24 protein-coding genes are annotated in these 23,519 nt (G+C 65.0%); 12 read left to right on the top strand and 12 right to left on the bottom strand.

Going from position 1 to position 23,519, the window contains the following annotated elements; translation table 11 throughout:
- Nucleotides 1-13 precede the first annotated feature (13 nt).
- From AC0L2L_RS21535 to AC0L2L_RS21505, 7 genes are read right to left on the bottom strand one after another with little or no spacing between them, the layout of a single operon-like run.
- Nucleotides 14-295 (bottom strand): UxaA family hydrolase, encoded by a 282-nt coding sequence (locus tag AC0L2L_RS21535; RefSeq protein WP_473580970.1) that lies wholly within the window; start codon nt 293-295, stop codon nt 14-16.
- A complete protein-coding gene (locus AC0L2L_RS21530) occupies nt 292-1,338 on the bottom strand; it encodes an NAD(P)-dependent oxidoreductase (RefSeq protein ID WP_473580969.1) in 1,047 nt (348 codons plus the stop codon). Before AC0L2L_RS21530 ends, AC0L2L_RS21535 begins: the two co-directional genes overlap by 4 nt.
- Nucleotides 1,229-2,461, bottom strand: coding sequence for an ABC transporter substrate-binding protein (locus AC0L2L_RS21525; protein ID WP_473580968.1), 1,233 nt, complete (start codon nt 2,459-2,461; stop codon nt 1,229-1,231). The genes AC0L2L_RS21530 and AC0L2L_RS21525 overlap by 110 nt, the downstream gene beginning before the upstream one ends.
- Before the next feature lie 22 nt (nt 2,462-2,483).
- Nucleotides 2,484-3,284, bottom strand: coding sequence for an ABC transporter ATP-binding protein (locus tag AC0L2L_RS21520; RefSeq protein ID WP_473580966.1), 801 nt, complete (start codon nt 3,282-3,284; stop codon nt 2,484-2,486).
- Nucleotides 3,281-4,033 (bottom strand): ABC transporter permease, encoded by a 753-nt coding sequence (locus AC0L2L_RS21515; RefSeq protein WP_473580965.1) that lies wholly within the window; start codon nt 4,031-4,033, stop codon nt 3,281-3,283. Before AC0L2L_RS21515 ends, AC0L2L_RS21520 begins: the two co-directional genes overlap by 4 nt.
- Nucleotides 4,030-4,827 (bottom strand): ABC transporter permease, encoded by a 798-nt coding sequence (locus AC0L2L_RS21510; protein WP_473580964.1) that lies wholly within the window; start codon nt 4,825-4,827, stop codon nt 4,030-4,032. The genes AC0L2L_RS21515 and AC0L2L_RS21510 overlap by 4 nt, the downstream gene beginning before the upstream one ends.
- Before the next feature lie 2 nt (nt 4,828-4,829).
- Nucleotides 4,830-6,026 carry a UxaA family hydrolase gene (locus AC0L2L_RS21505; RefSeq protein ID WP_473580963.1) on the bottom strand — a complete coding sequence of 399 codons (1,197 nt, stop codon included), beginning with the start codon at nt 6,024-6,026 and terminating at the stop codon, nt 4,830-4,832.
- Between the two features lie 140 nt (nt 6,027-6,166).
- On the opposite strand from AC0L2L_RS21505, the gene AC0L2L_RS21500 reads away from it, so the two are divergent.
- Nucleotides 6,167-6,826, top strand: a complete 660-nt coding sequence (locus AC0L2L_RS21500; protein WP_051333843.1) for a GntR family transcriptional regulator — start codon at nt 6,167-6,169, stop codon at nt 6,824-6,826.
- Nucleotides 6,823-7,704 (top strand): SMP-30/gluconolactonase/LRE family protein, encoded by an 882-nt coding sequence (locus tag AC0L2L_RS21495; RefSeq protein WP_473580961.1) that lies wholly within the window; start codon nt 6,823-6,825, stop codon nt 7,702-7,704. The genes AC0L2L_RS21500 and AC0L2L_RS21495 overlap by 4 nt, the downstream gene beginning before the upstream one ends.
- 12 nt (nt 7,705-7,716) lie before the next feature.
- Here the strand turns inward: AC0L2L_RS21495 and AC0L2L_RS21490 are convergent, their stop codons facing one another.
- Nucleotides 7,717-8,550 carry an SDR family NAD(P)-dependent oxidoreductase gene (locus AC0L2L_RS21490; RefSeq protein WP_473580959.1) on the bottom strand — a complete coding sequence of 278 codons (834 nt, stop codon included), beginning with the start codon at nt 8,548-8,550 and terminating at the stop codon, nt 7,717-7,719.
- A gap of 469 nt (nt 8,551-9,019) precedes the next feature.
- On the opposite strand from AC0L2L_RS21490, the gene AC0L2L_RS21485 reads away from it, so the two are divergent.
- Nucleotides 9,020-11,209, top strand: coding sequence for an anthranilate synthase (locus AC0L2L_RS21485; RefSeq protein WP_473580957.1), 2,190 nt, complete (start codon nt 9,020-9,022; stop codon nt 11,207-11,209).
- A 5-nt stretch (nt 11,210-11,214) separates the two neighbouring features.
- Nucleotides 11,215-12,162 carry a cation diffusion facilitator family transporter gene (locus AC0L2L_RS21480; protein WP_473580955.1) on the top strand — a complete coding sequence of 316 codons (948 nt, stop codon included), beginning with the start codon at nt 11,215-11,217 and terminating at the stop codon, nt 12,160-12,162.
- A 45-nt stretch (nt 12,163-12,207) separates the two neighbouring features.
- Here AC0L2L_RS21480 and AC0L2L_RS21475 read toward each other — a convergent pair whose 3' ends face one another.
- A complete protein-coding gene (locus tag AC0L2L_RS21475; RefSeq protein WP_473580954.1) occupies nt 12,208-13,308 on the bottom strand; it encodes a hypothetical protein in 1,101 nt (366 codons plus the stop codon).
- 100 nt (nt 13,309-13,408) lie between these two features.
- On the opposite strand from AC0L2L_RS21475, the gene AC0L2L_RS21470 reads away from it, so the two are divergent.
- The 5 genes from AC0L2L_RS21470 (at nt 13,409) to AC0L2L_RS21450 (ending at nt 15,792) form a co-directional block, all read left to right on the top strand.
- Nucleotides 13,409-13,843 carry a DsrE family protein gene (locus AC0L2L_RS21470; protein ID WP_473580952.1) on the top strand — a complete coding sequence of 145 codons (435 nt, stop codon included), beginning with the start codon at nt 13,409-13,411 and terminating at the stop codon, nt 13,841-13,843.
- Nucleotides 13,844-13,912: 69 nt separating this feature from the next.
- Entirely contained in the window at nt 13,913-14,686 is a 774-nt protein-coding gene (locus AC0L2L_RS21465) for an SDR family NAD(P)-dependent oxidoreductase (protein WP_473580950.1), read from the top strand.
- 51 nt (nt 14,687-14,737) lie between these two features.
- A complete protein-coding gene (locus AC0L2L_RS21460; RefSeq protein WP_473580949.1) occupies nt 14,738-15,046 on the top strand; it encodes a putative quinol monooxygenase in 309 nt (102 codons plus the stop codon).
- A 117-nt stretch (nt 15,047-15,163) separates the two neighbouring features.
- On the top strand, nt 15,164-15,409 hold the full coding sequence (locus tag AC0L2L_RS21455; RefSeq protein WP_473580947.1) for a type II toxin-antitoxin system Phd/YefM family antitoxin: 246 nt from the start codon (nt 15,164-15,166) through the stop codon (nt 15,407-15,409).
- A complete protein-coding gene (locus AC0L2L_RS21450; protein ID WP_473580945.1) occupies nt 15,406-15,792 on the top strand; it encodes a type II toxin-antitoxin system VapC family toxin in 387 nt (128 codons plus the stop codon). Before AC0L2L_RS21455 ends, AC0L2L_RS21450 begins: the two co-directional genes overlap by 4 nt.
- Nucleotides 15,793-15,816: 24 nt before the next feature.
- Here the strand turns inward: AC0L2L_RS21450 and AC0L2L_RS21445 are convergent, their stop codons facing one another.
- Nucleotides 15,817-16,704: a LysR family transcriptional regulator gene (locus AC0L2L_RS21445; protein WP_473580943.1), complete on the bottom strand. Its 888-nt coding sequence runs from the start codon at nt 16,702-16,704 to the stop codon at nt 15,817-15,819.
- A gap of 143 nt (nt 16,705-16,847) precedes the next feature.
- Here AC0L2L_RS21445 and AC0L2L_RS21440 point away from each other — a divergent pair, with 143 nt between their 5' ends.
- The 3 genes from AC0L2L_RS21440 to AC0L2L_RS21430 all read left to right on the top strand — a co-directional run bounded on the left by AC0L2L_RS21440 (nt 16,848) and on the right by AC0L2L_RS21430 (nt 21,903).
- Complete coding sequence (locus AC0L2L_RS21440; RefSeq protein WP_473580941.1) at nt 16,848-18,383, top strand: MFS transporter; 1,536 nt, start codon at nt 16,848-16,850, stop codon at nt 18,381-18,383.
- A gap of 191 nt (nt 18,384-18,574) precedes the next feature.
- Complete coding sequence (locus tag AC0L2L_RS21435; RefSeq protein WP_473580940.1) at nt 18,575-20,686, top strand: TonB-dependent siderophore receptor; 2,112 nt, start codon at nt 18,575-18,577, stop codon at nt 20,684-20,686.
- Complete coding sequence (locus AC0L2L_RS21430; RefSeq protein ID WP_473580938.1) at nt 20,686-21,903, top strand: MFS transporter; 1,218 nt, start codon at nt 20,686-20,688, stop codon at nt 21,901-21,903. Before AC0L2L_RS21435 ends, AC0L2L_RS21430 begins: the two co-directional genes overlap by 1 nt.
- 12 nt (nt 21,904-21,915) lie before the next feature.
- Here AC0L2L_RS21430 and AC0L2L_RS21425 read toward each other — a convergent pair whose 3' ends face one another.
- Both AC0L2L_RS21425 and AC0L2L_RS21420 read right to left on the bottom strand, forming a co-directional pair.
- On the bottom strand, nt 21,916-22,989 hold the full coding sequence (locus AC0L2L_RS21425; protein WP_473580936.1) for a siderophore-interacting protein: 1,074 nt from the start codon (nt 22,987-22,989) through the stop codon (nt 21,916-21,918).
- A gap of 159 nt (nt 22,990-23,148) precedes the next feature.
- Nucleotides 23,149-23,463, bottom strand: coding sequence for a nuclear transport factor 2 family protein (locus AC0L2L_RS21420; protein ID WP_473580934.1), 315 nt, complete (start codon nt 23,461-23,463; stop codon nt 23,149-23,151).
- Nucleotides 23,464-23,519: the final 56 nt, after the last annotated feature.

Genomic DNA, 23,519 nt, shown 5'->3' with positions numbered 1-23,519 from the left:
GGGAAGCCTCGGATCAAAGGCCGCGCAGGCTTTCCAGATTGTGCACATGGACATGGTCGCCGGCGGCGACGGGTGCCGTCAGCCGGCCGATGACTTCGCCATATTTGCGGATGCTGGCACCGGCCGGCAGATCGCGCAGCGCCAGCTTGTGCCCGGCATCGAGCGATGCGCCGGCCGTAAGCAAGAGCCCTTCGTGGGCGCCGCGCGTCGCCACGCCGGCCCCTGCTTCGACCGGCCCGACCAGCACCGCGACATCGTCGTCGGCATGCAGCACGATGGCACCGGAGACGGTCATGCGCTTGCCAGCCGAACCTGCACGCCGGCCGCGTCTTCCCTGAGTTTCAGCACCGCGCCGACATCCTTGCCGGCCATGCCGGCGTCCATCGTCTCAGCGAGCACCGCAAGCGTGGCGGCGCCGACCGGCGCTTCCAGGCCGAGCGCCTGGTTCATCGCCAGCGCCAGGCGGCAGTCCTTATGTGCCAGCTTGACCATGAAGCCGGGTTCGAAGTCGCCCTTGAGCGCGCGGTTGTGCATGGCGACCGCGAGCTGCTGGTTCCAGGCCATCGTCGTCTTCAGAACGCTGATCATGGTGTCGAGCGTCAGCCCCGCCTTGGCGCCGGCGACCAGCGCCTCCGAGCTAGCGGTGATCAGCACGCTGGCCAGAAGATTGTTGGTGAGCTTCATGGCCTGGCCCATGCCGAGCGCACCGCAATGGATGAGGTCCGTGCCCATCGCCGACAGGATGGGACGGGCGCGCTCCAGCACCGCGGCATCGCCGCCGATCATCAGCGTCGACGTGCCGGCAATCGCGTGCTCGACGGTCTTGCCCACCGGGCTGTCGATCATGTCGACGCCGCGCGCGGCGAGCCACGCCCCGATCCGTTGCGTGGTCTGCGGGTCGATCGTGCTCATGTCGACATAGAGGCTGCCGGATTTCAGCCCATGACCGATGCCGTCGTCGCCGAGCACGGCCGCCTCGACGTCGGGCGCGTCCGGCAGCATCGTGATGACCACGTCCGATCGCTCGGCCACCTCACGCGGCGACGCCGCCGCACGGGCGCCCGCGTCCACGAGCTTCGCCACCGACGCCGGATTGAGATCGAAGACGGTGAGCCCAAATCCCGCCTTGAGGACATTGCGGGCCATCGGAGCGCCCATGGTTCCAAGCCCGACAAAACCTATTTCGGTCATCAATGTTTCCTTTTCCCGGAATTTCTGGGTACGCGCCTCAGGAAGGCGCTTTCCACCGGTCGAGCTGCCAGGCCGGCAGGCCACGCAGGTCCTTGGCGCTCTTGTCGGTGAAGCCGCTCTCGTCCGGCACCTTGCCGGTCCCCTCATAGGCCTTCTGCAGCAGCGGAGCCGCCTTGCCGAAGGCGGCCTTGACCTGATCCCAGCTCAGCGCTTCGGGGATCATCTTGCCGGCGACCATGAACTGGGAGATCTGGCTGACCGCGGCCGCATCGCCTTCCGTCGGCCAGATCCAGCCGCGCTGGAAAAGCACTTCGTCGCCGATGACCTTGGCGCCAAGCGCGGGGTCGAGCCCCCAATATTTGTTGACCGATTGCGAAATGTCCTTCGGATCGATTTTCTGCAGTTCCGCCAGCGCCCGCTGCGCGGCGACCAGGAAGGCTTGGCCGATCGGCGCGTCATCGCCGACGATGCGGTCGCTGCAGATCCAGAAGGAACGGTGCAGATAGTAGCCGTCGGGGTAGAATTTCGACTTCTTGACGCCCGGCAGCAAGTGCCCTTCGCCCTCGCCCGCCGGTCCGCTGTAGCCGGCCTCGGTGTAGCCGAAGGAATTCATGATGCCCGTCAGCCCGGTCTCGGCATTGGCCTTCAAGAAGGCCGGATAGATCACGACCGACGCGTCCATGCCTTCCGGCAGGGATGCGGCCACCGCCTGCGTCGGCGTGTTGACGATGTTGATGTTGAAGGCGCGCGGATCGGCGTCGCCCAGTTCCTGCAGCAGCATCTGCGAGAGCGCGTTGTAGGGGTCGCCGCCGACCAGCGCGCCGACGGTCTTGCCCTTCAGGTCCTCGATGTTCCTGATCGGCGAGCCCTTGCGGGTGGCCAGCACCATGCGCATGTGGCCTTCGCCCACGGTCAGGATGTTGATCGGCTGCGCCTGCGATAGCAAGCGCACGATCGGCGTGTTGCCCCACATGCCGATGTCGAGATCGCCCGAGACGAAAGCCTCGACCATGGGCAGGGCTGAAGGATAGTCGCGCCAGTCAACCGTCAGGTCATAGCCGAGTTCGGCCGCCGCCTTCTCCAGCATCTTCTCGTTGATCATGCGCTGTGTCAGCGGCGAATTGCCGGCGGCGTAGGGCTGGCGGCCGATCGAGACTTTCGCCGCCTTGCGGTCCTGCGCCCGCACGATCGCGGGCATGGCCAAGGCGCCTGCGGCGGCGCCCGCAAGGAACATGCGCCGGGTGAAGATGCTCTGTGTAAATCTTGTCATGACATTCCTCCGTCCTGTCGTGTCAGTTCATCGTTGCGCGATATGCTTCTTCGCGGATCAGCTCCCAGATCGACTGGCAAAGCCTGGCGAAATCGCCCGAGCGGCGGGTCGCGTCTCCACGCGGCCTCGGCAGGTTGATGTCGACGATCTGCTTCAGCCGGCCGGGATGGCTGCTCAGCACCGCCACCCGATCGGCCAGGAACACGGCCTCGTCGATGGCATGGGTTATGAAAACGACCGTGCGCCGTTCCGTCGCCGGGCGGTCCTGCCCCCAGATCCGCAGCAATTCGTCCTGCAGGATCACGCGCGTCTGCGCGTCAAGCGCGGCCAGTGGCTCGTCCATCAAAAGGATCTCCGGCTCGCTCGCCATCAGCCGCGCCAACGCGACGCGCTGGCGCATGCCGCCTGACAATTGGTGGGGATATTTCTCCTGCGAGCCCGTGAGCCCGACCATCTCGATGGTGCGCTCCACGCGCTCGGTGCGCTCGGCCGGCGAAAGCCCCTGCCCGGCCGGCCCGTAGACCAGTCCGAACTCGACATTGCCGCGCACCGTGCGCCACGGAAACAGCGCGTAGTCCTGGAACATCACGCCGCGCTCGGCGCCTGGTCCTTCGATCGGCTTGCCGTTCAGCGTCATAGTGCCGGAGGTCGCAGGCTCGAGGCCGGCCAGCATGTTGAGGACCGTCGTCTTGCCGCACCCCGAGGGTCCGACAATGGCGAGGAACTCGCCGTCCCTGATGTCCAGCGACAGCTTCTCGACGGCGACGACCGAGCCGCCGAAGGACTTGCTGACCGCATCGAGCCGGATTTTCGGCGTGCTCATATCCGGCTCCACGGTACGGTGATGGCGAGTGCCCAGCGCAAGGCGCGGTCGAGGGTGAAGGCGACGATGCCGACCGCTATCATGCAGACGACCATGCCGTTCAGATCGATCGAGTAGGCGTAGAAGACGAACATCATCTGGCCGATGCCGCCGCTGCTGCCGGACTTGGCACCGACCGCAAGCTCGGCGGCTATGATCGCCGTCCAGGCAATCCCCAATCCGATGCGCATGCCGACGAGGATCGATGGCAAGGCCGCCGGCAGCAGCACCACGCGCATGCGCGTGAACGGCGTGAGCCCCATGGTGAGCGCGGCGCGCATCAGGCTGGGTTCGATGCGCTTCACGCCCGAGATGGCGTTGATCAGGATCGGGAAAAAGGCGGCATAGGCGACGATCGCGACAGCGGCGCCCGAGCCCGAGCCCAGCCAGAGGATGACGAGCGGCAGGATGGCGAGGGCGGCGATCGGGCGGAACGTCTCCACCAGAGGATCGAGATTGCGCTCGACCGTCGGCATGCTCCCCATGGCAATGCCGAGCGGAACTGCCAGGCACGCGGCTATCGCAAAGCCGGCAAAGACGCGTCCGAGACTGGTGGCGAGGCCGGAGAGGAGATCGCCCGTCCGCACCATGGCAATCGCGGCTTCGAGCACGGTGCTGGGGCGCGGCGCCTGGACCGAGCCCGAAGCGAGAAGCTGCCAGCCCACAAGGAGCAGCAGCGGAACGAGGAGGCGAAGCGCCACGCGTTTCATCGCGCCGCTCCCGTCTGCGCCCACGGGGTCAGGACCCTCGAAAGCTGGCGCAGGCCCTTGTCGGTCAGGAAGCCGAGCAGGCCGATCGTAACGATGAAGGCCATCACCGTCGGTGTGGACAACATGCTGCGATAGTACTCGATCGCATAGCCCAGTCCGTTCGGCGCGCCGACCAGCTCGGCGGCGACGACGGCGGTCCAGGACGCCGCCACCGCAAGCCGCGCCGAAACAAGGATCGCCGGCAGCGCCGCCGGCACGATGACGCGCCGCATGATCGTCGACCCGGACAGGCCCATCGTGCGCGCAGCGGCGATGAGGCGCCTGTCGACGGCGGCGGCGCCCGCGGCGGTGCCGATCAGCAACGGAAAGAACGCCGTGTAGAACATGATGAACAACGGCAGCCGATGGCCGATGCCGAAGAGATAGAGCGCAAGCGGTATCCACGCGATGCCGGCGATCGGCCGCAGCATCTCGACCGGCAGTTCGAGCAGGTCGTTCCACAGGCGGCTGCGGCCCATCAGCAGACCGAGCGGGACGGCAATGGCGGCCGCGGCCAGCAGGCTGGCGGAAAGCCTTGCCAGGCTGATCAGCGCATTGCCGAACAACTCGCCGTTGAGCGCGGTGTCACGAAGCGCCGCAGCGACGGCCAGCGGCGACGGCAGCAGGAGTTTCGATGGCACGAGCAGCGATCCGGCGTACCAAGCAAGCACGAACAGTGCCATCGTGCGCAGATAGACCAACACTCCACCCAGCCGCGTGGGGCCGGCCGCCTTCACGTTCGTTGAGGAGACCACGCTCAAAGCGAACCCCGTATCCGGGTCGGAACTTCCAGTCCCTCTCCCAATATCTCGCCGAAGGTGAGCGTGCCGCCGGCGACATTGAATATCGTTGCGAGCAGCCGTCGAGCGGCCTCGTCTATCGTCTCGGCTCCTTCCGAGACCGGGCTGGCGTCGAAATCGATCTGCTCGAGAAGCCGGCGCGCAGTCTCGCGCCTGGCCGTGATCTTGATTGTCGGCGCGAGCGCGCTCGCGGTGCTGTTGCCGGGCCCGGTGGTGAACAGCATGAGCTGGGCGCCGGCCGCGGTGAAGCCGGTCATCGATTCCGGCGAGAAGGACGGGCCGTCCATCAGATAAAGCCCGCCGGCGGCCGGTGGCTCGGCGACGGCGAGCATCCCGTCGATGCGGCAGCTCCCTGTCTTTGCCACCGCCCCGAGCGATTTTTCCTCGATCGTGCTCAGCCCGCCCCGAATATTTTCCTCGCCGGGATTGTTGCCGGTCAGGCTGCGGCCCGACGAGCTGGCAAAGCCTTCCCTGCGCTCCACCGCCCGCAGGATTTCTTGCGCGATCGACGGATCGCGGGCGCGACCGGCCAGGATGTGCTCGGCACCCAGCCACTCGACTGTCTCGCCGGCAATGACGGTCGCGCCATGCGACACCAGGAGATCGACCACGGCGCCGACGACCGGATTGCTGATCAGACCGGAGGTTGCGTCGGAATGACCGCATTCGACGCCGACGACCAGTTTTGTCCCCGGCAGAGTTTCGCGACGGGCGCGGGAGGCCTCGCGCAGCAGCGCGGCACCTCGCCTGATGCCCTGCTCCAGGACCGAAAGCATGTCTTCCTCCTGCTCGGCGAAAGAGACGCTGGCGGCCGGCTTGCCGCTCTTTGAGATGCGGGCCGAAACCACCGCGGTCGTCGCCGCGTCGACACCAACGACCAGCACCGCGCCCACGTTGGGGTTGCAGCCAAGGCCGACAAGTTGATCAACGTGCAATCCGAGATCCGGTTCGACATGGCCCCTGCCGCTACTCGTGGCTGCCAGGAGCGCGCCCTCTAGGCTGGCGGCGATCCGCTCGCTGACCCGCAGCGCAAGCCCGTTGATGCACAGGATGAGCACGTGATTGCGGATTCCGGCGCTGCCATCGGGCCGCTTGAAGCCGCAGAAGGACGGCAGGCGATCGATTTCCCCGTTATCGGAGGCAAATGGAGGCATCTGGCGTTTCCATGATGTCGCTCAGGGCGATCTGTTGGCAAATCTCATATTTGATCAAATGTTCCGTTGGCAAGGGCAAAATTGACTTCTCTTGACGGCCATGCGAGCAATATTTGCTCAAATCCGGGTAGCGGGGACATATGGCGCGGATTCCCGACGTTCAAAAACTGCTTCGTGACGACATCATCTCCGGAGTCATTCCGTTCGGTTCGCGGCTGAGGATCGACGAGTTGGCGAGCCGCTACGGCGTGAGCCACATGCCCGTGCGCGAGGCACTGCGCGCGCTGAGCGGCACCGGTCTGGTGGTGCTGGAGCCAAATCGCGGCGCCCGCGTCAGAACTGTCCACATGTCCTTCGTTGTGGACCTTTTTGACATCCGCAGCGCTATCGAGACCATGCTTGCGCGGCGCGCCAGCGAGCGCCGTACCGCCGAGCATTTGCGCGACTTGAAAGCAGCCGAGGAATTGCTGGAGGCACGTGTGGCGAGTGAGGACTTTCTTGCCGTCCCCCATGCCAACAACATCTTCCACGGCGTCATCAATGAAGCCGCCGGCAATCCCGGCGCCCTGTCGATGGTGGATCGCAACTGGCTCCTGGTGGCGGCGATCTGGCAGCGCTACGGCTATGACGAGGCGCGCTTCCACGGCGTCATCGACGACCACCGCCACATCATTCACGCCATCGAGCGCCAGGATGCGGGCTCGGCCGCCTTGCTGATGGGAGCGCATATCGAGAAGGCCAAGCACGACCTTCTGGACAGGATCGCCGTCAATCCCAAGCCAGACATCGGCCTGCAATGACTGTCGCCACAGAGTTCGACGTCGCCGCGAAGACCGGCGACACGCTGGGCGAAGCGCCGACCTGGCATCCGCATACCGGCGAGTTCTTCTGGATCGATCTGCGCCGCCCTTGCCTGCATAGACTGCAGCCGGAAAGCGGGAGTGTGACCTCATGGCCGATGCCGGACGTGATCGGCTCCGTCGTGCCGCGGGCGACGGGCGGCGTGGTCGTCCCGCTCGGCCAGAGCCTTCGCCTTTTCGATCCGGACAGCGGCCGGCTCACCCCGTTGACCACGGTCGAATACGGGCCGCCGCAACATCGCCTGAACGACATGAAGTGCGATCCCGCCGGCGGCATAATCTGCGGCAGCATGTGGGACTACGGATTGCATCCATCGGGCGCGCTGTACCGGGTCGACGCGACAGGGCGCCCGACTCTGCTCCGCGAGCGGATCGCCGTGCCCAATGCGCTCGCTTTCAGCCCGGATGGACGCACGCTCTACTTCGCGGATACCAGGAAGGGCGACATCGAGCGCGCGGATTTCGATCCGGCGAATGGGCGCGTCGGCCAATGGTCGAAGTTCGTCGCCGCACAGGCGGCGCCGGGCCGGCCCGACGGCGCGACGGTCGATGCGGAGGGCTTCCTGTGGAATGCACGTTACCAGGGCGGCGCTCTCGCACGCTTCGCGCCCGACGGCACGCTCGACAGGCTGGTGCACCTGCCGGTCAGCCAGCCGACGTCATGCGCCTTCGGTGGCGAGGGACTGCGAACCCTTTATGTGACCACCGCGACCCAGACGCTGAATGAGATGGAACGAGCAGAACAGCCGCTTGCCGGCGCGCTGCTGGCGCTCGACGTCGGCGTGGCGGGTCTGCCTGAGCATAACTTCGCCGGCTAGAGCAAATCGCCGCTATTGCCAGCCGAGGTGACGTCCGCCGGTTGCCTGGAGGTCGATGCCGGTGATGAAACTGCCGGCATCGGAGCACAGAAGCAGTGCCGCTCCAGCCATCTCGCTTGCCTCCCCCGCCCGCTGCATCGGCGCTGAATTCTTCTGGATGTCCGCCCACTTTGCCGCATCCTGGCGCCGCCAGCGATTGCGCTCGGTGATGACAAGGCCCGGCGACAGATTGTTGATCGTCACGCCGTGCGGTGCGTAGTCCTTGGCGAGATTGAAAGACAGATTGTGCTGCGCGCTCTTCAGCGCGGCATAGACGGCAAGGTCGGATTCGGGGCGGGTCTGGTTGATGCTTCCAATCGTCAGCACCCGGCCCCAGCCATTGTCCTTCATAGCGGGCAGCGCAGCCTGGAAGAGTTCGATCGTCGCTCTGAAATTGATCTGGATCTGGCGCTCGACCTGATCGGCCGGCAGTTCGAGAAAAGGCGTCCGGTACTGGATGGAGGCGCAAACGACGAGCACGTCGATGCCGCCGAGCGCCTTGATCGCATCCTGGACGCAGCGTGTCGCCTCGCCGGGCTCGGCGAAATCGGCGTCGATCGCGGCCCCTTGCCGGCCCTTTTCATGGACTTCACGCACCGCGTCGGCGGCCGCCTCGGGTTGTCCGAACGCAATGTCGGCGGCGCGGGCGGAATGGACGGCCACATCGGCGCCAGCCTCCGCGAAAACCCTGACGATCTCGCGGCCGATGCTGACGCTGCCGCCGGTGACGAGCGCGCGTCGCCCCGCCATCGAGAAGCGGCGGGCCAGGAGCAGCGCGTTTTGAGTATCGATTTCGTCGTGCGGCATTCCAGTAGGCCCTTCGATGATTTGATCATACCTATTCGTCGAACGTCACAGGACGCGCCGAGATGTCAAGGACGTATAATCCAGCTTTTCATATTTTTGATCAAACTTGCGCCTCATGAGCTCGCATGCGGTCGATTGCTGGTCCGACCGCGAGGATCGGCTGACCGCCCATCTCTGCCGGCCGCGTGAGATATCGAAGCCTGCTTAAGCTCTCTTGCGCCTCGCACCGCAGGCGATTGCCTCGTCCGACGAGTTCCCTGATTCCGCTTGCCGATCCAGTCATTCGCCGCTATGGGAGTCGCCATGAACATGCGTTCGAACAAGACCGTCTGGTGGTGGGCTCGCTGACAGCGGCCGGTTCGAACGCGCGTGCGTAAAGAGAGGGTGGCCGCAGCGGAATGTCCGGGCGGCCATTTGTTTTTTCAAGCCATTCCCGGGTCCGTTGCCCAAAACGCTGATGGAGACGGCAATGACGACTAAAGTTCTGGACAACGGGGCGGAGCGCTTCGTCACCGCGGGCGGCGTGACGATCACTCGTGAGCGGCATGGCAGGCCCTATGAAGGCGCGATCGATGCCTATGTCGACGGCCTGAATTCCCGCCGCGGCGCGGTGTTCTCCTCCAACTACGAGTATCCGGGCCGCTACACGCGTTGGGATACCGCCATCATCGATCCGCCGCTGGTGATTTCGGCGCGCGGCCGCACGATGCGCATCGAAGCGCTGAACAAGCGCGGCGAAGTGTTGCTGCCGGTGATCGGCAAGGCGCTGGCCGGCTTGAGCGAAGTGACGATCGCCGAGACCTCGAAGACGCTCATTCGTCTCGATGTCGCCAAGCCAGGCCGTGTCTTCACCGAGGAGGAGCGCAGCCGCGTTCCATCGGTCTTCACCGTGCTGCGTGCCATCACCGCTTTGTTCAAGACCGCCGAGGATGCCAATCTCGGCCTTTACGGCGCCTTCGGCTATGACCTCGCCTTCCAGTTCGACCCTGTCGACCACAAGCTCGAACGCAAAGAAGGCCAGCGCGACCTGGTGTTGTTCCTGCCCGACGAGATCCTCGTCGTCGACCATTATTCGACCGCGGCCTGGACGGACCGCTACGACTATTCGGGCGATGGTTTTTCGACCGAAGGCTTGCCCCGCGACGCCCATGCCGAGCCGTTCAAGACCGCCGACCGCATCCCGCCGCGCGGCGACCACGAGCCGGGCGAATACGCCAAGCTGGTGCGCCGCGCCATGGAGAGCTTCAAGCGCGGCGACCTGTTCGAGGTCGTGCCCGGCCAGATGTTCTACGAGCGCTGCGAGACCCAGCCCTCCGACATCTCGCGCAAGCTGAAATCGATCAATCCCTCGCCCTATTCCTTCTTCATCAATCTCGGCGAAAACGAATATCTGATCGGCGCCTCGCCGGAGATGTTCGTGCGCGTCAACGGCCGCCGCGTCGAGACCTGCCCGATCTCGGGCACCATCAAGCGTGGTGACGACGCCATCTCCGACAGCGAGCAGATCCTGAAGCTGCTCAACTCCAAGAAGGACGAGTCCGAGCTCACCATGTGCTCGGACGTCGACCGCAACGACAAGTCGCGTGTTTGCGAGCCGGGCTCGGTGCGCGTCATCGGCCGCCGCCAGATCGAGATGTATTCGCGCCTGATCCACACCGTCGACCATATCGAGGGGCGGCTGCGCGAAGGCATGGACGCGTTCGACGCGTTTCTCTCGCACGCCTGGGCGGTCACCGTCACCGGCGCGCCGAAACTGTGGGCCATGCGCTTTATCGAGCAGAACGAGAAGAGCCCGCGCGCCTGGTATGGCGGGGCGATCGGCATGGTCAATTTCAACGGCGACATGAACACCGGACTGACGCTGCGCACCATTCGCATCAAGGACGGCATCGCCGAGGTGCGCGCCGGCGCCACGCTGCTTTTCGACAGCGTTCCCGAGGAAGAAGAAGCCGAAACCGAACTGAAGGTATCCGCCATGCTCTCCGCCATCCGCGACGCCAAGACCGGCAACGCCACCGGAACCGAGCGCGCCACCGCGCGCGTCGGCGACGGCGTCAACATCCTGCTGGTCGACCATGAGGACTCCTTCGTCCACACGCTGGCGAACTACTTCCGCCAGACCGGCGCCAACGTTTCCACGGTGCGCTCGCCGGTGCCGGAGGAAGTCTTCGAGCGGCTGAAGCCGGACCTCGTCGTGCTGTCGCCCGGCCCAGGCACGCCGAAGGATTTCGACTGCGCCGCCACCATCAGACGAGCGCGCGCCCGCGACCTGCCGATCTTCGGCGTCTGCCTCGGCCTGCAGGCGCTGGCCGAGGCCTATGGCGGCGAGCTCAGGCAATTGCACATCCCGATGCACGGCAAGCCGTCGCGCATCCGCGTCTCCAAGCCCGGCATCATCTTCTCTGGCCTGCCCAAGGAAGTGACCGTCGGCCGCTATCATTCGATCTTCGCCGATCCGGTGCGCCTGCCCGACGGCTTCGTGGTCACCGCCGAGACCGAGGACGGCGTCATCATGGCTTTCGAGCATCGCAAGGAGCCGATCGCGGCGGTGCAATTCCATCCGGAATCGATCATGACGCTCGGTCACAATGCCGGCATGCGCATCATCGAGAACATCGTCGCGCATCTGCCGCGCAAGGCCAAGGAAAAGGCCGCGTAGGAAACATGGCCGCAACGCGGGACACGACGGCGGCCGCGGCGAAAGCCGCGAGCCGGGAGAAGGTTGCCAGGCTCGCCTTCTGGTCGATCCTCGTCGCCTGCGTCGTGCTGGTCTTGAAGCTTGCCGCCTGGTACATCACCGGTTCGGTCGCGCTCTATTCGGACGCGGCGGAATCGATCGTCAACGTGATTGCTTCGGCGGCCGCGTTCTGGGCGATCCAGGTCAGCTACAGGCCCGCGGACCAGGACCATCCCTTCGGCCATCACAAGGCCGAATATTTCTCGGCCGTGCTCGAAGGGGTGCTGATCGTCGTCGCGGCATTGCTTATCCTCAACGAGGTCTGGCAGTCCTGGCAGCATCCGGCCCCGATCGAGCAGCCCTGGAAAGGTCTTGCCGTCAACGGTGTGGCGACGGTCATCAACGCGATCTGGGCCTGGACGCTGATCCGCGCCGGACGGAACGCGAGGTCACCGGCGCTTGTCGCCGACGGTCAGCACATCATGACCGACGTGGTGACCTCCGTCGGCGTTTTTGCCGGCCTTGTCGGCGCGGTGCTTACCGGCTGGCAGATCCTCGACCCGGCGCTTGCCGTGATCGTCGCGCTCAACATCCTGTGGCAGGGCTGGCATGTCATCGGCTCGTCGATGAACGGGCTGATGGACCGCGCCGTCGACAGCCAGGAGAACATGCAGATCCGCGACATCATCTCGGCCAATTCGAAGGGCGCGCTGGAGGTGCATGATCTCAAGACGCGCATAGCCGGGCGCGCCACATTCATCGAGTTCCACCTGGTCGTCGACGCCGACATGACGGTCGGCGCCAGCCATGTCATCTGCGACCGCATCGAGGACGCGCTGAAAGCCGAGCTCCCCTCGGTGCGCGTCACCATCCATGTCGAGCCGGAGGACGAGGCGAAGCTGCCGAAAGGCACCACGGCGGTGCCTTTCGCGTGACTGTGCTAGCATGGCGGGTCGGCTGGAGCCTCCCAACTTCGCTAGTTACGGCGTGCAGGCCGACTGCGGCATCGGATTGAGCCGGTAGACCTTGTCGTCCGACTTCGTCTTGCCGTCTGCGGTCTTCGAGCAGAGATCGACGACCGCGACCGCATTGTTGGGATTGGCCAGCATCATCATGCCACCAGCGCCGCGCTTCAGGAAAATCTCCTTCTGCGAGATGTCGCAGGCAAAATCGCTCATCTTCGAGCTGGCCGAGCAGCGCCACTGGTCCGCCTCGCCCTGGCAGGAATAGGTCTGCGTGACCTTGGCCCCCTTCCCCCTGGTCGTCACCGACACGGCGATGTCCGCCCCGTCCGGCCAGTTTGCGATATCCCCGCTTGCGGCAAAAGAGGCGAGCTCGACTGACCTGCGGAAGACGCGGATCGATTGCGTCAGCTGGTTCGGATGCGACTTCAGATGCGCATCGTCGTAGTCACGGCCAAAGCAGAAGGGCTGGTCGGGCCTAAGCCGCACGCGCAACGGGTCGCCGAGCGCCGGGTCGATCGGATCGATGCGCGCGAACTCCGCCTTGCAGCTCTCGGCCGGCATGGGATCGAGCTTGAAATTGTCGTCCTCGCTGCCCAGCGCCTGCTCGTTGTATTTCGCCTTGCCGATATCCTCCTCAGCGCCTGCGTCAAGATACACGTCAGGCTGTACGTTGGTGAGGATCAGCCGGCCCCTGTCGTCGACCTTGAGCGAGGCCAGCGTGCGGTCGCATTCCATGCCGCAGCGGATGCCGCTCGACGGATCGCTCGGGTCGTTCTTGTTGCACCAGCCGCTGGCCCATTCCGGCGCCTTGGCGCCGCGCACCGTGGTGGTGAGAAAGCCGTTATAGGAGCTGTCGGCGTTGGTGGCCGGCTCCTCGTTCGGCCGGCTGACCGGGTCATGACCATAGAAGAAGAAGATGCGCGCCACCTTCTGTTGCGGATGCGCCTTGAGATGAGCGGCGTCGTAGACGCGGCCGAAGCAGGCGTCCGCGCCGTTGGAGCTGAGTTCTTTAAGGCCGAGCGCGTCGTCGGCGCGCGCCGCCCCGGCAAAAATGGCAAGGGCAGTGCAAAGCGCCGCGCCCGCCGCGGTTCTCGCTACCACGCTCCACAATGTCATGTGATCCTCCTCCCGCCTACAGGACTGGCATTATGCTAGTCTAGGAGTGCCGCCCGGACCATGCGAAATTGCGCGAGCGGGTGAGCGAAGGGAGGATACCATGCTGCGCCGTGATATTTTTCGCGCCGGTCTCGCAGGCGCTGCAAGCCTTTTCGGCCTGAGCCGGGCAAATGCGGCAACAGCCGAGGAAAGGCTGAAAGTCGCCTATCACCTCAGCGACGCGGACAAGGTCAACTTTGTCCTCGGCAACATCAAGAACCACTATGAAGGCACCGGCGGCAATGTCGATATCGTGCTTGTGGTGCACGGTCCGGCTCTCGCAGCCTTCAAGTCCAAAGGCGCTTCCGGCGCGGTTTCCAGCCGCTTTGCCGGCCTTGTCCAGCAGGGACTGGTCCCGCAAGCCTGCGGCAACACCCTGCACGGCATGGACATCACGCTGACCGACCTGCTGGCGGGCTTCGAGGTCGCCGAGAAGGGTGGCGTCGTGAAGCTCGCCGAGCTGCAGCACCAGGGCTATGTCTATCTCAGGCCCTGAATACGCTCGGACTTGAATGGCAGGCCGGCAATGGCCTACGAAAGACGCCAACCCTGGAGGCCAGCCGACATGACGACACTTGCCATCCCCGATCTTGCCGGCAAGGCGGTGCTGGTCACCGGCGCTTCTACCGGCATAGGCGCGGCACTTGCCCGTGCCTACGCGGCGCAGAAATGCCTGGTCGCGCTGCACTACAATGCGAGCCGCGAGGCCGCCGAAAGCCTGGCCAAATCGATCCGCGACGATGGCGGCGAGGTGTTCCTGACCCAGGGCGACTTCTCGATCGCCGCCGATGTCGGGCGGGTTGTCGAGGAAAGTGCGACGCATTTCGGCCGGCTCGACGGCCTCGTCAACAATGCCGGCGGCATGCTCGGCCGCGTCGCCTATGCCGACCAGACCGAGGCGCATTACGACGCCGTGATGGACCTCAACGCCCGCTCGGTGCTGACCGCCTCGCGCAAGGCGATCCCGTGGCTGAAGCGCCAGGGCGGCTTCATCATCAACACGTCCTCGATTGCCGCCCGCAACGGCGCCGGCGGCGGCGCCGGCCTCTATGGCTCATCCAAGGCCTTCGTTTCCAACGTGACACGCGGCATGGCCAAGGAGCTGATCGGCTTCGGCATCCGCGTCAACGCGGTGGCGCCGGGCACTATCCTGACGCCGTTTCACGAACGTTATTCGAACGCCGAGCAGATCCAGGCCATGGTCGCCACCATTCCGCAGGGTCGCGCTGGCATGGCGCAGGATTGCGTCGGCGCTTATCTGTTCCTGTCGTCCGATCTGTTGAGCGGCTATATCATCGGCCAGGTGATCGAGGTGAATGGCGGCCAGTTGATGCCGTGAGCCGGCGATTGCATACTTGATGCAGCCTGCAACCTGGAGGGAGATCAAGGCATGTACGGACTGATCGGCAAGATGCGGGCGGCGCGTGGCCAGCGCGATGCGGTCATGGATGTGCTGCGCGAAAGCACCGGCGCGCTCCCCGGCTGCCTGAGCTACATCATCGCCATCGATCCGGTCGACGCCGACGCGATCTGGGTCACCGAGGTGTGGACCGACCAGGCGAGCCACAAGGCCTCGCTGCAATTGCCGGAGGTCCAGGCCGCGATCGCCAAGGCGCGTCCCTTCATCGCCGGCTTCGAATTCCAGATCGAGACCCAACCGGTTGGCGGTTTCGGGCTTCCCGAAGCCAAAACCGCCTGAGCTGAGAAGCTGCTTTTACAGCGCACGCGCTAAACTCGAAACCGTCGCCGGTGGCATCTTGCAATGTCGCCAGGTATGAACTAAGTCTGATGAACTAAGTCTGTCTGGAGAACCTTGATGCAGACTGTGAACATCCACAATGCGAAGACCAATCTTTCGCGCCTTGTCGACCGGGCCGCCAAAGGCGAGCCGTTCATTATCGCCAAGGCAGGCAAGCCGTTGGTCAAAGTCGTACCCTTCGATCAGCCGACCACGGCACAGATGCGGCGGGTGGGCTTTATGGCCGGCCAGTTTTCCGTCCCCGATGATTTCGACCGCATGGGTGACGATGAGATCGAGCAGCTATTCGGCACGAACTCGTGAAGCTGTTGCTCGACACCCATCTGCTGCTGTGGGCAGCCGGCGAACCGGACCGGCTGCCACTTTCGGCCCTTGCCGAGATCGAGGATCCGTCGAACGAGTTGCTGTTCAGTCCTGCCAGCCTTTGGGAGGTCGCAATCAAGCGTGGCCTTGGCAGGGACGGCTTTACCGTGGATCCTCGTTTGCTGCGGCGCGGCCTTCTCGACAACGGTTATCAAGAATTGCCCATTACCAGTGAACACGCCGTGGCCATCGACGTGCTTCCGGCGATCCATAAGGACCCATTCGACCGCATCCTCGTTGCTCAAGCCATTGTCGAGGGCGTTACCTTGCTTACGGTGGATGAGGTAGTGGCCGACTATCCTGGCCCGGTTCGAAAGCTCTGACGGACCGGCAACGCTAGAGCTGGACTATCGCCCTGCCGCAAGCCGCTCTGGGAGGAAATCGACGAAGACGCGGACCTTCGGCGAAAGGTGGCGATTGGATGGCCACAGCATGCGGAACTGGCCACGGCCGTCGACATGGTCGTCAAGCACCGTGCGCAGCTTTCCGTCATGCAACGCCTCGCGCACCAGGAAATCGGGCATGCAGGCAATGCCGAGACCGGCGAGCGTGGCGCCCTTCAACGCTTCCATGTTGTTGCAGGTCAGCATCGAGCGGATCTGCGGCGCGGCGCTCCCGGCAGTGAACGGCCAGTGCAGCAGCCTGCCGCTGTTGAGAAAGCGGAAATGTATGCCGAAATGCGCCGCGAGATCCGCCGGCGTGCCAGGCGTGCCATGGCGATCAAGGTAGGAAGGGGCCGCGCATAGGATCATTCGAAAGGGCGCAACCGGCCTCGACACCAATCGTGAATCGGGCAGCTCTCCGCTTCTGATCGCGACGTCGATACCCTCTTCGATGACGTCGACGATGCGATCGTTGAAATCGATGTCTAGCTCGATCTCGGGATAGCGGGCCATGAACTCCGACAGCACCGGCAAAAGCAGATGATAGGTGACGATCGGGGTCGAGATGCGTAGCCGGCCATGCGGTGTTTCGCGTGTCCGCGACAGCATCGCCTCCGCGTCTTCGATGTCGTCGAGGATACGGCGCACCCGCTCGTTGAACAGCTTGCCCTCCTCGGTCAGGCCTATGCGCCGCGTGCTGCGTTGCAGGAGCCGTACGCCGAGCTCCTGCTCGAGCCTGGCGACGCTCTTGCCGACTGCGGAAGCGGAGATGCCGAGCGCTCGCCCAGCGGTGACGAAACTGCCGAGCTCGGCGGTACGGGCGAAAGCCAGAAGGCCGTTCAGACGATCCATGGTGAGCCTATTCGAGCATTTCAGTCCGGGATGACTGGAGATCTAATACTATTTTGCTGGAAATGTCGCAGCCCTATCTTGTCGTTGCGATCGGCGCCGTCATCCGCGGCACGCCAAAAATTCCGCCTCAGATAGGAAAATCCATGACTTTGATGACCAGAACCGGCTCCGCCGGCAGATGGCTTGTGTTGCTGTCGGTTTGCCTTGCCGCCATGACGATGCCGTTGAGCTTCACCGGTCCCGCCGTGGCGCTCTCGCGCATTGCCGCCAATCTCGGCGGCAGTCCGATCGAGCTCAATTGGGTGACGAATGCCTTCATGCTGACCTTCGGCGCCGGCCTGATGGCTGCAGGAGCGCTGGCCGACAACCATGGCCGCAAGCGGATCTTCCTCGCTGGCCTCGCCACCTATGTCCTTGCCGCGCTGGGCTCCACACTGGCGCCCGGCATCGTCTGGTTCGACATTTTCAGGGCCTTGCAAGGCATCGGCGGCGCTGCCGCCTTCGCCGGTGGCGCCTCCGCGCTTGCCCAGGAATTCGACGGGCAATCGCGGTTGCGCGCCTTCAGTTTCCTCGGCACCAGCTTCGGCATCGGCCTCGCCTTTGGCCCCGTTGCCTCCGGCCTGCTCATCGACGCATTCGGCTGGCGCGCGATCTTTCTTCTGGTGGCGGTGCTTGGCGTTGCCGCCGCCGCCCTCGGTCTGCGCACCATAACCGAATCGCGCGACCCGGATGCAACCGGGCTCGACTGGGCGGGAGCCGGCACCTTCACGATCGCGCTTGCTGCGCTGACCTGTGGCGTGCTGCAGGCGCCGCAGAGCGGCTGGGCCGGTCCTCTCGTTATCGCGCTTCTCGGCCTGGCTGCCGTCGGCTTTGCCGCCTTCGTCATTGTCGAGCGGCGCATGCGCCGGCCGATGCTGGACCTGACGCTGTTTCGCTTCCCGCGTTTCGTCGGCGTGCAGTTCCTGGCCGCCGCGCCCGCCTATGCCTTCGTCGTCCTGCTTGTGCTCTTGCCGATCCGTTTCATCGGCATCGAAGGAATGAGCGAGATCAAGGCGGGGCAATTGATGATCTGCCTCTCCGGACCGCTGCTTGTATTGCCGCTGCTCGCCGGCCAGGCGGCGCGCTGGATCGCTCCGGCCACGATCTGCGGTGTTGGCCTGCTCGTCGCGGCGGCCGGCCTTGTCTGGCTGAGCCGCGTGCCGGCGGCGGACGGCGCGCTGGTGGCCCCGCTGATCCTGATCGGTATCGGCATCGCCTTGCCCTGGGGACTGATGGACGGACTTGCAGTCAGCGTCGTGCCGAAGGAGCGCGCCGGCATGGCGGTAGGCATCTTCAACACCACCCGTGTCGCCAGCGAGGGCGTGGCGTTGGCGATCGTCATGGCGACGCTGTCGGGCTTCACCGCCACGCAGCTCGGCGCCCAGGGATTGGCCGCTCCTGCCGAAGCGGCCGCGGCGGCCCAGCTGCTTGTCACCGGCAGTATCGGCGAAACGGCGCAGCATCTGCCCACGGCCGGCGCTGCCTTGCTGGTCCATGCTTACGAGACAGCTTTCGACCGGCTGCTCCTGGTGCTGGCGACGATCACCGTGATTACCGCCGTCATCGTCTTTGTCGGCCTGCGTCGCGGATCGGCGGCGGAACAAGACGTCACTCCTCTCCCGGCATCCCAGGAAGGTTAGCCGCAGCCAAAGCGAGGCATCGCTGCCGGCCTCTCCGGCGGGCATCCAGCCCATCGGCCGCGACCGACCCGTGCCGACTGACGTAACGCGATGTCATCAACTTTGGCGCGGGCAACGGAAAATACTTGACTCTCTTACTCATATTTGAGAGCGCGAGCGCGCAGTAAAACATGATAACTGGAGGCAAGTTTATGCGCGAGCGGTCGAGGACATGGCGCCGGGGACTATCATTGCTGGCGGGCACCGCCGTCCTCGGCCAGACCTGGCCGGCGATCGCGCAGGATGGCGGCGATGCTACCGTTCTCGACAGGATCGAGGTTACCGCCGAGAGCAACGAAATCCTCGTCCAGGACGGCTACGTCGCCAAGAAGGACCGCATCGGCACCAAGACCGACACGCCGATCGCCAAAATCCCGCAAGCGGTTTCGGTCGTCACGCAAAAGCAGATCGAGGACCAGAAGCCACGCACGCTGAACGATGCGCTGGGCTATACGGCCAGCGCCAATCCCAACAGCTTCGGTTTCGATACGCGCTACGACGCCTTCTTCCTGCGCGGCTTCCAGGCCTTCTACAACGGCATGTTCCGCGACGGGCTGCGCCAATACAACGGCCCCTCGGCGTGGTTCAAGACCGAGCCTTACGGCATCGAGGGCGTCACCATCCTGAAGGGCCCGGCCTCTTCGCTCTACGGCGTCAGCGGTCCGGGCGGCATCGTCAACGTCGTCACCAAGCGGCCCAAGGACGAGCCGTTCCACGAGATCGAGTTGCTGGCCGGCGAGCACAACCGCTTCCAGGCGGCGCTGGACGCCTCCGGGCCGCTCAACGACGACGGCAGCATCCTCTACCGCTTCACCAGCCTCGGCCGCTTGAGCGAGACCGGCCTGCCGGCCTATCCGGACGACAAGCTCTATCTGGCGCCGGCCGTCACCTTCAAGCCGGACGAGGACACCAAGCTCACCGTACTCGGCGAGTATTCGAAGTCGGTCAGCGGCGGCACGGCGGCCTTCTACAACTCGGCCTACGGTGCTCTGTCGAACGTCTATGAGGGCGATCCGGCCTGGAATGATTTCGACCAGAGCCAGGGGCGCATCGGCTATGAGTTCGAGCACCGCTTCAACGACTGGCTGACGGTGCGTCAGAACCTGCGCTACAACGCCGTCGACTCGGACATCGAATACAGCGGCCATTATTCGACCGGCGCCGATCAGCCGCTGCAGCGCTACTGGGGCCACTACACCGAGACGATGAAGAACTTCGTCGTCGACAACATGGCGCAGCTCGAATTCGACACCGGCCCTGTCAAGCACACCGCGATTGGCGGCATCGACTATGCCTGGTCGGACTATGACGCCGGCAGCGGGCTCTCTTATGTCTCGGTCGAGGACATCAAGGCCGCTCCCGTTCCCCATTCCGGCGGGCAGGAGATGAACCAGCTCGGCGTCTACCTGCACGACCAGATGGAGTGGAACGATTTCACCCTGTTCACCAGCGGCCGTTACGACTGGGTCGACACGACCTCCACCGCCGCCGATTTCAGCCGGTCGAAGCAGACGGACAGCGCCTTCTCCGGCCGCGTCGGCCTCTCCTACCGGACCGAATGGGGCATCATTCCTTACATCAACTATTCGACCTCGTTCTCGCCCAACATCGGCTTCGTCTATGACGACGTCGCCAGCCCCGTCGGCCGCGTCGCTCGCCCGACCATCGCCACGCAGAAGGAGATCGGCGTCAAATATGAGATTCCGGACCACAACGCGACCGTTAGCGCCGCGCTGTTCGACATCGACCAGAAGGATGGTGTCGTCTTCGACGCCTCGACCGGCATCAACAAGCAGCGCCAGCTCGACCTCAACTCGCGCGGCGTCGAATTGGAGGCCAATGCCTCGCTCGACAACGGCTTCAGCGTCATCGCCTCCTACACCTATCTGCGTGTCAGGATCGAACGCGGCGCCGAAGGCACCGACGGCAAGGAGCTGTCGGCGACGCCGAACCACATCCTGTCGCTCTGGGGCCATTATCAATTCGAGAACGGCACGCTGGAAGGGCTTGGGCTCGGCGCTGGCGTGCGCTTCGCCGGCGCGAGCTACGGCGACGACACCAACTCTTTCAAGAACGACGCCCGCGCCTTCGTCGACGCTTCGCTGTCCTATGATTTCGGCTACCGCAACCCGAAGCTTGAAGGGGTGAAGCTGCAGGTCAATGCCAAGAACCTGTTCGACAATCAGCAGACGATCTGCTCGGCCGGCTATTGCTATCGCGACGAAGGGCGCTCGCTGTTCGGCAGCCTGCGTTACCGCTTCTGATGTCGGTTTCCGTCTCGAACCGGGCCGCGTCGTCGCCGGCCGCCATCGTTGCGGCGATCGGCGGCCTCTACGTGGCGCAGAGCGTGATCGGCGGCATCACCTGGACGGGTCTGCCGGCCGTCATGCGCGACCAGGACCTGCCGCTCGACCGCATCGGCCTGCTCACCCTGATCGCCCTGCCCTGGGCGCTGAAGTTCCTGTGGTCGCCAGCGGTGGAGCGTTACCGGCTTCCGCCGGCTGGCAGGAGCCGCACCGGCGCGATCGTCCTTGTCGGCGGCCTAGTCTCCATCGCCGGGCTGCTGGCCGTGGCTCAGCTCGGCCCGGCCGCTTTCTGGCCCGTGGTCGCCTGCCTGACGGTGATCGCCTTTGCCGCCTCCACAGTCGACATCGCCTGCGACGGCTTTGCGGTGCAGAACCTTGCCGGCCGAAATCTCGGCTGGGGCAATGCCGCCCAGGTCGGCGGCGCCTACCTCGGCTCCGCGATCGGCGCCGGCCTGTTCCTCTATCTGGTCGAAATCCACGGCTGGCGCGCGGCGGTCTCGGCCATGGCCGCGCTGCTTGTGCTGCTCGGCCTCCCCTTCCTGCTCGGCATCGCCGCCAAATCGCGCGAGGAAGTGCGCGAGCATGTGCCCTCGCTTGCCACGGCGTTGCGACGTCCGCAGATACGCCGCGGCCTGGCGGCGTCGGCGATTTATGTGCTGGCGCAGAAGGCGGCGCTGACCATGCTCGGCCCGTTTCTCGTCGATGCCGGGCTCAGCCTTTCCACGATCGGGCTGGTCAACGGCGCCGGCAGCATGGTTCTCGGCGGAGCGGCAGCACTTGCCGGCGGCGCTCTCGTCAGATGGCTGGGCACGCGCAGCGTCCTCGTGCTCGCGCTCGTCCTGCAGGCCGGATCCCTGTTCACTCTCTCGGCCTTCGCGCTTTCGGGCACTTTCCCGGCGGGCCCTCTGGCGGCGATAGCGATGCTGAGCTCCTCGGGCATCATGGCGCTCGGCTTCGTGGCGCTCTATGCGCAGTTCATGCGCTGGTCGGATCCGAGGCAGGCGGGGGTCGATTTCACGCTTTTCCAATGCATGGACGCGTTGGTCAGCATGGCCGGCGGCATCCTGGCCGGCTATGCGGCGCAGCATCTGGGTTATGGCGTGCTGTTCGGCGGCGCGGGCGTGGTCGCGCTGCTGGCGGCGCCGGCGATCGCCATGGTCAGCGATCGCGACTGAGAAACGGCAACCTTACTCCTCGCCAGCCCCGTCCTCGCCTTGCGCATCGCGCCGCCAATAGGCGGTGACCAGGTGCCGGTCGCGCGGCAGTCCCCACTCCTTGCGTGCGATCCTGCGGATCTCACGGAAGTCGGTGAACTCACACCCGGCCCAGACGTAGAGATTTTCGGCTGCGGGGCCGCGCTCGCGCAGCGCCGCGGGCAGCAGGCCGGCAGTGCCTGCTTCGCGACCGTGCCGGTAAAGCCAATGTATGGCAATGTTCCTGCCCGTCGCCAATGCGATCCGGTCCTGCGGACCATCGACTTCGATGAAGGCCTCGGCGCGGGTCGACGGCGGAAGCTCTTCGAGGATCCTGCCGATTGCCGGCAGCGCAGTGTCATCGCCGGCGAGAAGCAGGTTTTCCGCTTCCGGCACGCCGCCGCCGCCAGGGCCGATCATGCCGATGACGTCGCCGAAGCGTGCGTTCTGGGCAAAGGTCGCAGCCGGCGTCTCGGCGCCGGGATGCAGCACGAAGTCGACATCGAGCCAGCCGCTCGCCGCGTCGAGCGCGCGGATCGTGTAGACGCGGACGGTCAGCGCATCCTCGCCCGATGGCCAGACGATCAGGCCGTCGGCGCCCATGCTTGGCCAAACCGGGTGCCGTCTGGCCGGCGGCAGCAGGAGCCGGACATGCAGCCCGCCATGGGCGAAGCGGCCGAGGTCGCGGCCCGAGAAGCGCACGCGCTGCATATGTGGCGACAGCCGCGTCGAGGACAGGACCGAAATCTCGCGGAAGAACACCGGCGTGCCGGCATCCTCGCCGTCGCCTTGCCAGCGCAGGCCTTCGGTCGTGCGCAGATGCGCTGCAATGTGGCCGGCAAAGATCATCTTCATGTAGGAGAGGCAGGTCTCGTCCTCCGCCACGACGCGGACCAGCACGCCGCTGTCGTCGAACACGGCGTTCAACGAGCCGTAATGCATGCGAAATTCCCATTGGCCGGTAACGCCGGTGTCTATCTCGCTGTCGCCGTGCTCCTCGCGCAGCCTGTCCATCACCGCGCGGATGTCATCGTTTTGGATACGGGTTTGCGCGCTCAAAATATCCATCGCCGGGCCCTTCGATACCGATTGCGACGGCATCGGCCGAAGCTCGATGCCGCCACGGCGCCGGCATGCCACAGCATCGGCGGCATTGCCATAAAAACATGATTACAAAAGTCATATTTTTGAAGACTAGACTGAAGAAGCGGCGCGGCGCCTCCGGCCTCAGCTGATGACCAGGCTTGCGATCCGGTCGCCGTCGAGCGTGAAGGCCATGTCGCCCTCGCCGTTGAAGCCATTGCCGGTCACGGCGACGCGGGCATGGTAGACGCCGTCGCGCTCCGCGACGCGCACGATGCGAAGATTGGACTGCGCGCCGATATTGTCCGACTGGTTCCACCGCGCGACCCCGTCGCGGCCATGGAAATCGCGACCCCAGTCGCTCAGGAACGCGTCGTCGGTGAAAGTGTCCAGAAAGGCCTCGGTATCGCCGGCGTTGGTGGCTTCGACAAAACGGCGGATCGGATCGGGCGTGGTCATTGGTCTGTGCACTTAAGGTGTGTTGAGATTCAGGTCAGGCCGGCATCACCTGAATA

The sequence above is a fragment of the Mesorhizobium sp. WSM4832 genome (genome assembly GCF_055811115.1).
The sequence above is the reverse complement of the archived record's forward strand: the minus strand, read 5'-3'. Positions and strand labels throughout refer to the sequence as shown.